This window comes from Noviherbaspirillum galbum (assembly GCF_010974945.1).
Classification (GTDB): domain Bacteria; phylum Pseudomonadota; class Gammaproteobacteria; order Burkholderiales; family Burkholderiaceae_D; genus Noviherbaspirillum; species Noviherbaspirillum galbum.
This window is the reverse complement of the sequence record NZ_JAAIVB010000012.1, coordinates 115,385-129,177: the sequence shown is the minus strand read 5'-3', so window position 1 is coordinate 129,177 and position 13,793 is coordinate 115,385. Positions and strand designations below refer to the sequence as shown.

Below are 13,793 nucleotides of genomic sequence, written 5' to 3'. Positions count from 1 at the left end.
CTAAACGGAAGGGCCGTCCCAGGCCGCGAGGGCGCTCTCCAGGCTGTTGCAGAGCAGCTGCCGCAAGGCGAGCCAGCCTTCCGCGCCCGGACGCACCTGCGCCTGGTTGACCTCGAGTTCGATTCCGACGTAATCCGCCGGCGCGAAGCGCCGCCGCAGGTGCACGGTGAAGCCGTCGGCGGTGCCGCGGTAAGGATAGTTCATGCGGGCGCGCAAGCCGGGTGCCTGCGCGCGCAGCGCCGCGCGCCAGTGGCTGCATAGTGCGCTTTCGCCATCGCGTCCCGGATCGTAGAGGAAGCCGACGTCGGCGTTTCGCAGTTCGCCATCGAAGACCGGCGTGAAGCTGTGGCAGGACACATGGACCACGCGCCGGCCCGCGGCGACTTCCCGGCCCACATGAAGCTCGGCGGCCGAGCGGAAAGGCTGGTAATGCCGTTCCAGGATTTCCATCCGCAGGGGATGGGGCAGCGTCCTGCTGAACTCGGAAAACTGGCCAGGGTGGCCGGGCGAGCGGTTCAGGTCCACGAGCAGCCGGCTGACGGTCGTTGCCATGAGCGGCGCGCCGAAATGCGCGGCGAGCTCGCGGGCGTAGCGCAGCGCGCCGATGTCGTAGCCGCGATGCGTGCGCAAGAGCTTGCCGTTGCCGGCGAAACTGGCTCGGTAAGCTTCGGGGATGCGATTGCCGCCGTGCTCGCAGGTAAAGAAAAGACTGACTGCGCCGGTCATTCTTGCGCGTCACAAGCCGGTGAACATGCGGTTTTGCTCCAGGCAGTCGCAGAGTTCCTCGTACACCGCCTTGAGCCTCGTGCGGCCGGGCTTGTCGCCGGCGGCGCGGCGGATGCGGGTGGAGAGGCTGCCCTGTTCGAGGTAAGTCTCGAGCGGCTCGCTCCAGACCGCCATGTGCAGGGAGTCGTCGCGCCGCATGGCGTCGATCAGGTGGCGCCACAGCTGGTGCGCACTGCACTCGTCGCCGGGGTAGCCGAGCAGCGCGAGGTAGGGCGCGTGCGAAATGACGGCGGATTCGCCGTCCCGGATGCAGGCTTCCAGCATTCCCGCCAGCGCGGCGGTCGTGACTTCCTGTTGCGCCACGAGCGGGGCGGTGCTTTCCCGGTAGAGCGTCCGCACCGCCGCGCAGGCCGCGGCCGCCACCGCGATGTCGGCGCGCGGGCATTCCTGCGTATCCACTACCCGGATCTCAATGGCGTTGCGATCGAAGCGGGCGATGGCGCCGCGGGAATTCAGCCATTCGTGACGCAGCACGCCGTCGGGATCCTGGGACGCGATGTCGCGGTACATGGGAGCGAGGATGCGTTGCTCGTACGCTTCCCGAGAGGTGATCGTTTCCGGAACCACCATGCCGGAAATGGAGGGAAACTGGCTGGCATTGTCCCAGTAGACACGCATGCGGTAGTCGGCCCAGCCGGTCAGCGCGCCATCCGCGACCGGGGAGCTCGCCGCCAGCGCAGGCAGGATGGGCAGGATCAGCCTGATGGCGGCATGCAGGCGCGCGAACTCCGCGTCGCCGGCGAAGGGCAGGTTGATGTGCATGCTCTGCAGGTTGGCCCAGCCATGCCCCTTGGTGTCGAAGATGCGGTCGTATGCCTGGTAGATCGGGCCGTTGTCATGGGGCCATAGCCGGGTCTCGGCCAGCGGGTCCATCCAGGGATGCATCGCGGTGGGCATGAGGCGCGCGTGATGGGCGGCGAGCCGCTTGTTGATCTGCTGCACTTCGTCATGGAAGGCATCGGGGAGCATGGCGAGCGACGTGATCGGACGCTGGTTCTTGACCTCGATGACATGCATCACGAGTTCGTTCGACCAGCCGAACAGGCCGCGTTCGACCTCGTTGCGCTGCGCGCCGGCGTCGTCGACGAACAGGCGGTCGGCGATCGGCCGCACCGCGAGGCTGTCGCGGTCGACGATCATGTATTCCAGCTCGATGCCATATCCCTTGAAGGCGTGCAGGCGCACGGGCTCATCCTCGTCGCTCATGGAACGTGTTTCCCCTTTCTTGCATCGATGCGTTTGCGGAACACGCCCATCACTTCTCGATAGAGGGCATCGCCGAGGATGGCGTCTTCGTTGCCGGCATCGACGTTAGGATTGTCGTTGATCTCGATGACGTAATACTGGTTTCCCACCTGCTTGAGATCGACGCCATAGAAGCCATCGCCGATCAGGTTTGCGGCCTGCACCGCGATCGACACTACGTCGTCGGGCACCTCGCCTACCGAAAGCGCTTCGGTCCGGCCTTCCGACATGCGCGAATGCTCGTGCTTGATGATCTGCCAGTGCCCGGGCGCCATGTAGTACTTGCAGACGAAGAGCGGCCGGTGGTCGAGCACGCCGATGCGCCAATCGAACTCGGTGGGCAGGTATTCCTGCGCCAGCACGAGTTCCGATTCGCGCAGCAGGGTATTCACCTTCTCGAGCAACTGCTCTTCCGACTCGACCTTGACCACGCCCACCGAGAACGCGCCGTCGGGCTGCTTCAGGATGCAGGGCAGGCCAAGCGTGGCAACGATCTGGTTGATGTTGCCGCGGTGGACCACCAAAGTCTTGGGAATCGGGATGTGGTTGCGCGCAAGCAGTTCGCTGAGGTAGATCTTGTTGGTGCAGCGAAGAATGGAATCGGGATCGTCGATCACCACGAGTCCGGCCTCCACCGCCTGGCGGGCGATGTCGTAGGTGTAGTGATCGACGCTGGTGGTTTCGCGGATGAACAGCGCGTCGAAGTCGGCGAGCCGGCGGCGGTCGCGCTGGCTGATCACTTCCGCATGGATGCCGACCGCGCGCGCCGCCTCGGCGAATTTGCCGAGCGCCTCCGGATTGGACGGCGATTCCGGCCGTTGCGGATCGTAGAGGATGGCCAGCGCATGGCGGTCGCTCGGGGGACTGCTGCCGCGGATCTTTTGCTCCCGGAGATGCTCGACGATCGCCGCGCGGGTCGATTCGAGGTGATGCGCGGGGATGTCCTTCACGCTGCCGGAGTAGATCCCGCACAGGCGCCAGTCGTCGTTGGCCCTCTCGAAGCGCGCATGCAGCACCGGCGTGCGCAGGAGCTTGAAGAGTTGTTCGCTGATCGGCTGGTGTTTCTGGCCGGCGTCGCGGCCGAAATAGATGTTCAGGTCGACGAAGTTGGCGGTGTCGCGTACGAAGGAGCAGTCGATGAGATCGCGCAGCTTGTCCGAGACGTCATGAGTGAGGGTCTTCGAGTGCAGGTCCTTCATCGCCTCGACGTCGGGCACGGGCTGGTGGCCGCGGGCCTCGGCGAGCAGCGAGACGTAATAGCCCTCGCTTTGGTAGCGATAGGTGCGGCAGAGGTTGAAGACTTTGGTTGAGTTGCAGTCCCCGTATTCCGGGTCCATGAGATAGGTTTGGGCGGTCACGACCGTGACGCCGGGGATGTCGATAGGCCAATCGCTGCTTTGACTAACGACGAATAAGATGTTCATGGTACTTCCTGTCGCGGCTCGCGCGGGGGGTGAATGATCAGTAGGTTGGCGTCGTGGGTGACGATGCCGAGCAGGATGGCATTGACGACGCGGTCATCGCTGATCCAGTATTCGTGATTGCTGGCATACGGGTTCTGCTGGTAGGGATCGACGACCAGCACCTGGCGGCGCGCTTCGTCATAGCCGCCGATGATCACGAAATGCCCCGAGGGAATGCCGCGCACGTCGTCCGGTTCGTCGTTGGGTCCGTATTCGCGCGGCACCCGGTAAAGATAGGTCGACGACAGCCCGGTGATGATGGGCAGGCGCCGCCGCAGGATGCCGCGGATCAGGTTGCGCGACAGGTCGAGCAGGCGCAGGCGGCCTCCGAGCTTCAGGAATTCCAGATAGCCGTTCGTTGCGTGCTGCAGGCGGTAATCCATCTTGAGTTCGCGCTGGCGCCGCAGCCTGTCGTCGATGTCGACATCGGCGCGGTTGAACCAGGTAGGGTCGAACACGTTGAGGTTGTAGGTGTAGATGTTCGCCCGGTAGCCCCGGCGCAGCGCATCGCACGCCAGGAAGACCGCGAACGTGCCGCCGTGTTCGAGGCGGCCGGTGCGGGAAATGACCTGGTCCAGCGCTTCTGAATCTTCCCAGTAGCGATAGACGGCATGCAGGCAGGTCGGGCCGCATGTGGTTTCGTCCGGCTGCGGCAGGATCTTGACGGGTAATTGCAATAAGGGTCTTGTCACGGAAAAAGCGCCGCCTTTCGTTTGCATGAAATCCGTTTAGCATTTTCGGTGCCAGCCATGCGGGCCATCGTTGCGTCGCTGGCGCCGGGCCGGGAACCGGATGACCCGCCGATGATGTAAAAGTTTCCACCTCGCGCATGGACCCAATGAAAGTCCTGCAGGGCCTGGGAAGGGCGCCGGGCACAAATACTGCATTGGCGCAAGCGGCAAACAGGAGGACAACGCCATGAAGATGAAAGCCAGCATGCTTGCGGTCGCGATCTCGGCCGGTACGGCCCTTACCGCGGGACATGCCGCCGCGCAAGCGCATTTCCCCGGCTATCCGATGCCCGACCAGCAGGCCCAGACAGACCTCGCCATTCCGCCGGCCAATAACGGCTCGAGCGGCCAGTCGTCGGGATCGTCGGGACTGAACGTGGAAGCGGGGATCGACCAGGCGGCCCCGGCGCCGGCCGCAGACCGTCCCAAGCCTGCCATGCAGGGAGACGTGACTTATCTCTGCGGCGGCGTCGGCGAGGAAGAAACGGCGTACGTCAAGTCGGCCGCGCGCGGCTATGACCTGATGCTCACGTTCGCGTCGCAGGACGGTTCCTACCTGGCGAATGTCGACGTGGCGGTGCGGGGGCCGGATGGCAAGCCGGTGCTGCAGGTGAAATGCGACGCACCCATCCTGCTCGTGGAATTGCCCAGGAGCGGCACCTACCGCATTACGGCGGAAGCCGCGGGCCATCGCATCGAGCGCAGCGCGCGCGTTCGCGCGGCGCGCGGCAAGGGGGCCACCCTCGCCGGCCTGACGCTGGTCTGGCCGCAGCAGGTTGCGGACGCGCCGGCGGTGCGCGACCGCGCGACCGGCGGCGGAAGCAACCCCGGCCAGAGCGGGAAATGAGAAACGGGCCGGCACGGCCCGCATGCTTTCCCGCCCAAGCAAAAGGCCGGCGCATGCGCCGGCCTCGTGATCATTCAGCCCTGGATGACCCGCCCGGAGAGGCGGCGGCCATCCAGCGCGGGACGGTCCCGGAATTACTTGTTCTTATCCGCGGCGCCCTGCACCTTCTCGCCGCCGCGCTCGATGTCCTGGCCCATGCCCTTCATGGTGTTGCAGGCAGTCAGACCGAAGGCGAATGCGATCATGCCGATGAGAGTGACGATTTTTTTCATGATGTTGTCCTTTCAGTTTAACGGAGAGATGAAGTACTTCTATGTCGACATGCCCTGTTCAGATTCTTCGTGGCATGTCGATCATGCAGGCGGATAACGTGAAGGCATGCGCTGCACGATGTCTGCTACGAGTGTTATGAGTCTGGTAATAGCATCAATGTTCGAAGGATTGCGCAGCGTCAAATTTGTCGCGGCGTTGCTTCCCTGCGCGGCGGCGCGCGCGATCCGCTTCGGCCCCACGGCAATGAGGGCCGCTACGGCAGCCGCGCAGACCACCGGATGCTGCGCCATCCAGCGCAGGGCGGAGTTGCGCGGCATCATGGCCTTGGGAGGCAGGGCGTATGCCGCGTGATGGCCGACGGGATGCTGGCGGTTGACCACCACTTCCGGCTGGTTGAGCAGCATGCGCCGGTATTGTTCGCGCGACGCCTGCATCCGGTCGAGGATCTTTTGCCGTTCTTCTTCGAGTGAATCGCTCATAGGGCTTCCTTGATCGCAGTCATGTCGCGCTTGAACTCCGTGCGCAAAGTGGTGGCCAGCGGCACTGAACGGAAATGCTTCAGGCAGAGGTTCAGGCAGACGGCGGCGATGCCGCCGTAGAGCAGGACCACGAACCACGCGGCCAGCGTCCTGTAATCCGAATCCCAGAAAGTGATGATGATCGCCAGTCCGAGGAAGATCGTGGCGAGCAGGCCGAACAGGCCCGCCGCCGCGAATCCGGCGAGCTTCAGCGCCATCTGGTGTTCGCGGATTTTCAGCTCGACACGCAGCAGGTCCATGTAGTCGCCGATGCGGTCGAGTGTGATCAGATAGAGTTGCCGTGACTTTTGTAAGGCGGATAGCATCGGTCTTCTCCCATGCTTGGTTCACGCAAGCGGCCGGGGCTGCCGCTGCCGGCTTGCCGGCGTCCCGCAGGCAAGCCTCCCCGGCCGCATTGCTTGCTGCGGCGGTTTGGCCGGGCTTAGCGGCGCTTGAACAGCATGCCGAGCAGCAGGCCGGTGCCGACCGCGACCGCGACGGACTGCATCGGCTTGTCCTTCACGTACTCGGTGGTCGATTCCATGCCGCGGTTGATCTGGCGCGATGCCTCGTCGGCGATGCCCTTGGCGGCGTGGCGCAGCGAGCTGAACTTCGCCATCATCTGCGCATGCGCCTGCGACAGTTCGTCGTCGGACAGGCTGGGTGCGCGGTTGACGAGGGCGTCGAGTTCGTTCTTCAGGCTGGACAGGTCGCTGCGCATGCTGGCGGCGCTCTGCTGCGCATTGCCCTTCGCTTCGTTGAACATGCCCTTGGCTGCCTGGGTGAAGGTCGATGCCTTGTCCTTCAGGTTCTGGGCGGCGTTCTGGACGGTGCTCTGCGCATTGCCTTGGGTACCGCCCTGGCCGGCGGCCTGGTTTGCTGCGGACTTGTCACTGCCATTAGTCTGTGTGGTGTTTGTTTCCATGAATCGCTCCTTGGAGGAAGTAGGATGAAAAACGAGCAACGCATGACGCATTGCCTGATTGCATGCGGTTGCCCGCAATCAGGCGCGGCAATGTCCCGCATCTCGCCGATCTACGTTGTGACTCGCCCATGACATCAGCAAGCCGCATGCCAAGTTGGCAACAAGGTATATTGCAGCCGGCACAAGGCCATTCCCTTGCGCGAACGCCAAGTTGCGGTCGACGCATGCGCAATTTTTGTCCTGTATGGATGTAATTCTTGCAATGCAGTGCCGCAAAACGGGTTGTGGATGAAGCATGGCAACAAAGCACTTGCCGGACGGGACGGGGGGCTAGGATAATTGTCTGCCAGCAATTCAATCATTTCCACGGTCCCCGCCGTGCCCATCGGAGGAGTCGTTCATGTCCAGCAATTTCGGCCCGGAAGAGGCGCGCAACTACATGCATTCCCTGCTGAAGGCAATGCACCAGATGAACGGCTCGGACCTGTTCATCTCCGCGGATTTTCCGCCCAGTATCAAGTCGCAGGGCGCCATGAAGCCGCTGAGCCAGCAGAAGCTCACGGGCGACATCACCCGCAAGCTTGCGTACAGCCTGATGAACGACAAGCAGCGCGCGGAATTCGATGCCGAGTTCGAGTGCAACTTCGCCATCTCGCTGCCCAACGTGTGCCGCTTCCGCGTCAACGTCTTCGTCCAGCAGCAGCAGGTCGGGATGGTGATCCGCACCATCGCATCGGAAATCCCCAATTTCGACAAGCTCGACCTGCCGCCCGTACTCAAGGATGTGATCATGACCAAGCGCGGCCTGGTGCTGGTGGTCGGCGGAACGGGGTCGGGAAAGTCGACCACACTCGCTGCGATGATCGACTATCGCAACGCCAACTCGGCGGGCCACATCATCACGGTGGAAGATCCGGTGGAATACGTGCACAAGAACAAATCGTGCCTGATCACCCACCGCGAAGTCGGCGTCGACACGCATTCCTGGCACCACGCCCTGAAGAACACCCTGCGCCAGGCGCCCGACGTAATCCTGATCGGCGAGATACGGGACACCGAAACCATGGAGCATGCGATCGCGTTCGCCGAGACCGGGCACCTCTGCCTCGGCACCCTGCATGCCAACAATGCCAACCAGACCATCGACCGCATCATCAACTTTTTTCCCGAGGAGCGGCGCACGCAATTGCTGGGCGACCTGTCGGCCAACCTGCGGGCCATCGTGTCGCAGCGCCTGGTGCGCACCGAGGACGGCAAGGGCCGCAAGGCGGCGATCGAGATCCTTCTCAACACCGCGACCATTTCCGAGATGATCATGAAAGGCCAGTTCCATACCATCAAGGAGAACATGGCCAAGTCGCGCGAGCTGGGCATGCGCACCTTCGACCAGGCGCTGTTCGATCTCTACAACGCCGGCCACATCGGCTATGACGAAGCCATCCGCAATGCGGATTCGGCCAACGAACTGCGGCTGCAGATCAAGCTGCGGGGCGAGCGCGGACAGGCCGGCGCCGACAATGGCGGCCTCAACCTGGCCATCGCGGAAGAGGAAGCGGAAGAGGAAGCCGGCGAAAAGAAATGACAAGAGGTGTGGCGCCGACGCATCCCGCGACGAATGCGTCGCGGACGGCGCGCATGATCCGGCGAACTTAGTTACACTGCGGGAACAGTCACACAGCGCCGCAGATCCGCCATGTCAAATTCGCCAGAATCCACGCCCGGCGTGCTCGTCGTCGAAGACGATGAACATATCGCCCACGTCCTTCGCTTCATGCTGGAACGCCAGCAATACCGCGTGGAGGTGGTGACGGATGGACGTTCGGCCCAGGAGGCGATCATGCACGGGCCTCGTCCCGACCTCTTGCTGATGGACGTGATGCTGCCTTACGTGGATGGCTTCGAACTTGTCCGCGTGGCGCGGGCGCGTGCCGGCTGGGAAGACGTTCCCATCGTCATGCTCACCGCGAAGACCTTGGAACAGGACATCGTCCGCGCCCTCGATGCCGGCGCGAACGACTACGTGCTCAAGCCCTTCCAGCCCAATGAGTTGCTGGCGCGCGTGCGCCGCTACGTGAGGGCACGGTGATGCGCGTCGCCGCATGTCTTTCCGCCTGCCTGGCCGCCATGATCGTGCCGCTGTCCTGCGCCGCGCAGCAGGCACCGCTCGCAAGCGACGTCGGCCTGTCCGTCGGGCGCGAACAGTTGAGCAACGGCTCGCCCGACTGGCGCGAGACGCAGATACAGTTCAATCACCGCCTGGCGCCGCGTCATCTCTTCGGAATGTCGATCGGGCAGACGGAACGTTTCGGGCTGCGCGATTCGCAGCTCGGAGCGAATTATGTCCTGCCGTTGCGGCCGGACCTGACGGTCAGCGTCGAGGGCGGCGCCAGCGGCACGCATCGCGTCCTGCCGCGCCATGTGCTCGGCGCCGGCGCGCAGTGGGAGTTCGCCCCGGCCTGGCTGCTGCATGCGGGCGCGCGTGAATCCGCCTACGAGGATGTGCACGTCAACCAGGGCATGCTCATGCTGGAACGCTATGCCGGCAATGCCAGCGCATCGCTCGCGTGGCGCCCGGCGCGTGCGCTCGGCACGACCGCGCATGCCTTCGAAGCCCGGGGTAACTACTACTACGGCGAACGCAGTGCCATCGGGCTCATCCTTGCCGCGGGCGAGGAGGCGGCCAACGTCGCCGGCGCCGCTCCCGGCACGGCGGCGGTCGTCATTACCCGCGTCAAGGCCGCTGCGCTGACCGGGCACCACTGGCTCGACCGCCGGTGGGCGGTCAACTACGGCATCAGCCGCACACGCCAGGGCGATCTTTACTCCCGGAACGGCATCAATCTTGGCCTACAGTACGCTTTCTGATCCCTACCTGGTCGTCGCCTTCTGGACCGGCATCGTCGCGCTTGGCCTGACCCTGCTGCTGGGCGCGCAGATCGTGCTGCTCCGGATGACGCTGCGCCGAACCGAGCGGCGCGAGCAGGCGGTCGTCTCCGCCTGGCGGCCGCTGCTGCATGCCGCCCTGATGGAAGAACCGGTCGATGCCTTGCCCGTCCTGCAAGACGCCGAGCGCGTTCCCTTCCTCAAGCTGTGGGTGCACCTGCACGCATCGGTGCGCGGGACTGCCAGCGGCGCGCTCAACCAGCTGGCCTACCGCCTGGAGTGCGACCGGCATGCCCGCCGCCTGCTGAAGGAGGGCAACCGCGCCGAAAGGCTGCTCTCGGTGCTGGCGCTTGGTCATTTGCGCGATGCCGCTTCCTGGGAACAGTTGTCCGCCGCCGCCTCGGAAGATGACAGCGTGCTCTCGCTCAACGCCATCTGGGCGCTCGTCCAGATCGATGGCAGGAAGGCGGCGGACCTCATGCTTCCCCGGTTCATCGAACGCGACGACTGGCCGCTGGCCCGGGTAACGACCATCCTGATGGAAGCGCGCGCCGATTGCTTGCCGCTGTTCGCGGACATCCTGCCCGCGTTGTCCGCGGGTCGCCCCCAAACCTTGCCGCGCGCCCTGCGCATTGCCGAAGGGCTGCGGCTCGAACTCCCGCCGGACGTGATGCGGCGCTTGCTGCAGCACGCGGACGCGCCTGTCCTCGTGGGCGCGCTGCGCATCGCCTCCGGCCCGGAACTGCTGCCCCTGATCAGGCCCCTGGCGGAGCATGCCGAATGGCGCGTGCGCGTGCAGGTCGCCAAGGCGCTCGGCCGCACCGGCGGGCGGGAAGAGCTTGCGGTGCTCGAGCGCCTGCTTTCCGACAGCCAGTGGTGGGTGCGCTACCGCGCGGCGCATGCGCTGGCGCGGCTGCCGTTCGTGGGCAGGGAGGGATTGATGGACATCGCGGCACGCTGCAGCGATCGTTATGCGGCGGACATGCTGCGCCAGGTCAGCGAGGAGGGAGCATCCGCATGAGTCCGCATCAATGGCAGCAGCTGGTCGTCGATGCCATCACCTGGTTCGTCCTGGCTTACTTCATCCTTCTCAACGCCAGCTATCTCGGCCTGAACCTGATATCCATCGTCGCGCTGCGGCGCCACAACCAGGAACGCGTGCTGGACGAACTGCCCCGGGTCTATTCCGGGATGGAGCCGCCCATCAGCATCATCGTTCCCGCCTACAACGAAGAGGCAACGATCGCCGCTTCGGTGCGCTCCATGCTGCAGCTTTCCTATTCCGAGTTCGAGATCATCGTGGTCAATGACGGTTCCCGCGATGGCACGCTGGCTGTGCTGCAAAAGGAATTCGGGTTGCTTCCCTTCCCGGAGGCCTACCGCGTGCAGCTCGACGTCAAGCCCCTGCGCGGCATCTACCGTTCGACCCGCTATCCGAACCTGCGCGTGATCGACAAGGAAAACGGCGGCAAGGCGGATTCGCTCAACGCCGGCATCAACGCGTCGCGCTATCCGCTGTTCTGCGGCGTCGATGCCGACTCTGTCCTGCAGCGGGATAGCCTGCAGAAGGTGGTGAAGCCCTTCGTCAACGACCCCTGCATGGTCGCGACCGGCGGCACGGTGCGGGTGGCGAACGGCTGCCAAGTGAGCGGCGGATTCCTGACCCGCATCGGCCTCCCGCGCAATCCCTGGGCGCTGTTCCAGGTGGTCGAATACCTGCGCGCCTTCCTGTTCGGCCGGACCGGCTGGTCGACCATGAATGCCATGCTGATCATTTCCGGCGCATTCGGCGTGTTCCGCAAGGAGACGGTGATCGAGGCCGGCGGCTACCGCAGCAAGAGCATCGGCGAAGACATGGAGCTGGTGGTGCGCATGCATCGCATGCTGCGCGAGAAGGGCCGGCGCTATCGCATCGAGTTCGTCCCCGATCCGGTATGCTGGACCGAGGCGCCGGAAGACCGCAAGACCTTGCGCAACCAGCGCATCCGGTGGCAGCGCGGCCTGGCGGAAAGCCTGACCGCCAACTGGGGCCTCGCATTCACCCGGCATGGCGGCGCGCCCGGCTGGGTGGCATTCCCGTTCATGGTGCTGTTCGAATGGCTAGGTCCGCTGGTCGAGCTGGGCGGCTACCTGTTCATGCTGGCCGCCTTCTTCCTCGGGTGGGTTTCCTGGCAGGCGTTTGCCGTATTTCTCTTCGTTGCCATCGGCCTGGGAATCCTGCTGTCGGCTTCCGGATTGCTGCTGGAAGAAATGTCTTTCCACCTTTACCCCGATGGCAGGCAGATCGCCTTGCTCGCCCTGGTTGTGGTGCTGGAAAACCTCGGCTACCGGCAGCTGAACAGCTGGTGGCGCCTGATCGGCTTGTACCGCTGGGCCACGCAAAGCGAGGGCAGCTGGGGCACGATGAAGCGCAAGGGCGCATGGACCGGAGACGGCGCGCCTTGATGCGCCGCCGCGCCACCCTCCCTACTGCCGTCCTCGGAGCCTCCTTGTGCGCGGCCCTTCCGGTTGCCGCCGCGCAGCTCATGGCCTGTTCCATGCCGGATGGAAGCATGCAGGTGCAGATTGCCAGCCATGCCGACCCGGGGTGCGCCAGCGTGGCCTTGCCGCTCGATGCCCGGCAGGTCGATACGGTCCTGCCGGTGCCCGCTGGAATGCTGGCAAGCTCCAGCCTGCTGGTGACGTCGAAGCCGGAAGCGGCCGACGGGGAAAGGCGAACCATCATGAGTGCAGGCTCTGGCGATGGCGCAGGCACTGGGTCCATGCCACCAGTCTTGCCGATGGAAAGCGAACTGCTGTCCCGCATGCGTCTTCAAATCTTTGGCGCGGAAGAGCGCGTTCGGGCCACGTTGAAGGATGGGCAACTGCGCATGACATGCCGGCCCGGCGCGCGGCCTGCCGGTGTCATCCTGAGCGATGACGGCGTCATGCCGCTGGCCGACCTCGTCCTTGCGTTGCGTCTGCAGGGGCGGGGAAGGTTCGAGTTGCTGGCGGCGGACGCCGATCTCGCGCAGCGGGAGGCGGGAACGCGAATCGGCTGGATCGACGCCTTGGGCGAAGGTCAGTCCGTCTGGCAGGTAGCCTTGCCGATGCAGGGCTGGGACAGATCGCGATGGCGCCATTTCTCGATCGCCTGCGGCACCGACGGCGGCGAGCTGAACCTGTCTTCCTTCTGCCTCATGCCGGATCGTTCCCGGCCAGCGCCGGCGCGGGCGGCCTGGCAATGGGATGCGGCCGAATGGCGGCAGGACCCGGACAGCCTCCTGCGGCGTGCCCGCGGACAAGGCATGCGTGCGCTCTTCGTGTCGGTGCCGGTAACGGATGGCGCGGTGGCCGATGCCCCGGCGCTGGCGCGCTTCATCCGCGCAGCCGCACGGGACGGCATCGCGGTCTGGTCCGTCGATGGCGATCCGCGCATGGTCATGCCGGCGGAGCAGCCCAAGGCAGTGGCCCGCGCCAAGGCCTATGCAAGCTATAACGCGCGCAATCCCGGCGCGCGCCTCGCCGGCATGCAGTTCGACGTCGAACCCTACCTGCTCCCGGCATATGCCCTCGCGGAAGCCGATTGGGATGCGCGCTACCTGGCCCTGGTGCGCGCGCTCGCGGCGGCAGGGCAGGGGACGGGCAGCGCCGGGGGAAAAGGTTTGCCGCTGGAGATGGTGGTGCCTTACTGGTGGCACGGCAAGCAGGCGCTGCTGCGTGATCTCGCACCGCATGTGGCCAGCCTGAACGTGATGGATTACCGCACCCGGCACGATGAAATCTATGGCTTCGCCGCCCCCTTCCTCGATTGGGGACAGCGCTTCGGGAAGCAGGTAAGGATTGCCCTCGAGGCAGGGCGCGTGGCGCCGGAACGGCACGAGCGCTATGCGAAAGCGGAGCGTGGCGACATCTGGCTGGTTGGCGCGGGCAGCCATGCCGTGCTGCTGCATCTTGGCGAAGCGCTGCCCAACCCGTCGGGACCGTCGTTTGCGAAGACTGGCGAATGGCTCGCCGATGGCAGCGCCACCAGCTTTCACCAGGATGCCGAAGGTCTCATGCGCCTGCTGCCAGAACTGGAAAGCCAGTTTTCCGCCTGGTCCTCCTTCGGCGGCATGGCCGTGCACGGCCTGGATTAAGGCA

At 64.9% G+C, this 13,793-nt stretch carries 15 protein-coding genes; 7 read left to right on the top strand and 8 right to left on the bottom strand.

Annotated features, from left to right (window positions below; genetic code table 11):
* Genes G3574_RS04635 through G3574_RS04620 form a run of 4 tightly spaced genes read right to left on the bottom strand, consistent with a single transcriptional unit; the run spans position 1 to position 4,171 of the window.
* Positions 1–726 carry an N-formylglutamate amidohydrolase gene (locus G3574_RS04635; RefSeq protein ID WP_163960844.1) on the bottom strand — a complete coding sequence of 242 codons (726 nt, stop codon included), beginning with the start codon at positions 724–726 and terminating at the stop codon, positions 1–3.
* Positions 727–735: 9 nt separating this feature from the next.
* Positions 736–1,992 carry a carboxylate-amine ligase gene (locus G3574_RS04630; RefSeq protein WP_163960843.1) on the bottom strand — a complete coding sequence of 419 codons (1,257 nt, stop codon included), beginning with the start codon at positions 1,990–1,992 and terminating at the stop codon, positions 736–738.
* Entirely contained in the window at positions 1,989–3,455 is a 1,467-nt protein-coding gene (locus G3574_RS04625) for a RimK family protein (protein ID WP_163960842.1), read from the bottom strand. The genes G3574_RS04630 and G3574_RS04625 overlap by 4 nt, the downstream gene beginning before the upstream one ends.
* A complete protein-coding gene (locus G3574_RS04620; protein WP_235953009.1) occupies positions 3,452–4,171 on the bottom strand; it encodes a C39 family peptidase in 720 nt (239 codons plus the stop codon). The genes G3574_RS04625 and G3574_RS04620 overlap by 4 nt, the downstream gene beginning before the upstream one ends.
* Before the next feature lie 241 nt (positions 4,172–4,412).
* Here G3574_RS04620 and G3574_RS04615 point away from each other — a divergent pair, with 241 nt between their 5' ends.
* Positions 4,413–5,072, top strand: a complete 660-nt coding sequence (locus G3574_RS04615; RefSeq protein WP_163960840.1) for a hypothetical protein — start codon at positions 4,413–4,415, stop codon at positions 5,070–5,072.
* A 134-nt stretch (positions 5,073–5,206) separates the two neighbouring features.
* Here G3574_RS04615 and G3574_RS04610 read toward each other — a convergent pair whose 3' ends face one another.
* The 4 genes from G3574_RS04610 to G3574_RS04595 form a co-directional block, all read right to left on the bottom strand.
* Positions 5,207–5,344 carry an entericidin A/B family lipoprotein gene (locus G3574_RS04610; protein WP_163960839.1) on the bottom strand — a complete coding sequence of 46 codons (138 nt, stop codon included), beginning with the start codon at positions 5,342–5,344 and terminating at the stop codon, positions 5,207–5,209.
* Between the two features lie 81 nt (positions 5,345–5,425).
* Positions 5,426–5,824, bottom strand: coding sequence for a hypothetical protein (locus G3574_RS04605; RefSeq protein WP_163960838.1), 399 nt, complete (start codon positions 5,822–5,824; stop codon positions 5,426–5,428).
* Positions 5,821–6,189 carry a phage holin family protein gene (locus G3574_RS04600; protein WP_163960837.1) on the bottom strand — a complete coding sequence of 123 codons (369 nt, stop codon included), beginning with the start codon at positions 6,187–6,189 and terminating at the stop codon, positions 5,821–5,823. Before G3574_RS04600 ends, G3574_RS04605 begins: the two co-directional genes overlap by 4 nt.
* Positions 6,190–6,305: 116 nt before the next feature.
* Positions 6,306–6,788: a DUF883 family protein gene (locus G3574_RS04595; protein ID WP_235953007.1), complete on the bottom strand. Its 483-nt coding sequence runs from the start codon at positions 6,786–6,788 to the stop codon at positions 6,306–6,308.
* A 400-nt stretch (positions 6,789–7,188) separates the two neighbouring features.
* On the opposite strand from G3574_RS04595, the gene G3574_RS04590 reads away from it, so the two are divergent.
* From G3574_RS04590 to G3574_RS04565, 6 genes are all read left to right on the top strand, one after another.
* On the top strand, positions 7,189–8,370 hold the full coding sequence (locus G3574_RS04590) for a PilT/PilU family type 4a pilus ATPase (protein WP_163960836.1): 1,182 nt from the start codon (positions 7,189–7,191) through the stop codon (positions 8,368–8,370).
* 111 nt (positions 8,371–8,481) lie between these two features.
* Positions 8,482–8,874, top strand: coding sequence for a response regulator transcription factor (locus G3574_RS04585; protein ID WP_163960835.1), 393 nt, complete (start codon positions 8,482–8,484; stop codon positions 8,872–8,874).
* Positions 8,874–9,653, top strand: a complete 780-nt coding sequence (locus tag G3574_RS04580; RefSeq protein ID WP_163960834.1) for a YaiO family outer membrane beta-barrel protein — start codon at positions 8,874–8,876, stop codon at positions 9,651–9,653. The genes G3574_RS04585 and G3574_RS04580 overlap by 1 nt, the downstream gene beginning before the upstream one ends.
* Positions 9,631–10,692 carry a HEAT repeat domain-containing protein gene (locus G3574_RS04575; protein ID WP_163960833.1) on the top strand — a complete coding sequence of 354 codons (1,062 nt, stop codon included), beginning with the start codon at positions 9,631–9,633 and terminating at the stop codon, positions 10,690–10,692. Before G3574_RS04580 ends, G3574_RS04575 begins: the two co-directional genes overlap by 23 nt.
* A complete protein-coding gene (locus G3574_RS04570; protein ID WP_163960832.1) occupies positions 10,689–12,116 on the top strand; it encodes a glycosyltransferase family 2 protein in 1,428 nt (475 codons plus the stop codon). Before G3574_RS04575 ends, G3574_RS04570 begins: the two co-directional genes overlap by 4 nt.
* A gap of 44 nt (positions 12,117–12,160) precedes the next feature.
* Positions 12,161–13,789 (top strand): hypothetical protein, encoded by a 1,629-nt coding sequence (locus tag G3574_RS04565; RefSeq protein WP_163960831.1) that lies wholly within the window; start codon positions 12,161–12,163, stop codon positions 13,787–13,789.
* Positions 13,790–13,793 lie beyond the last annotated feature (4 nt).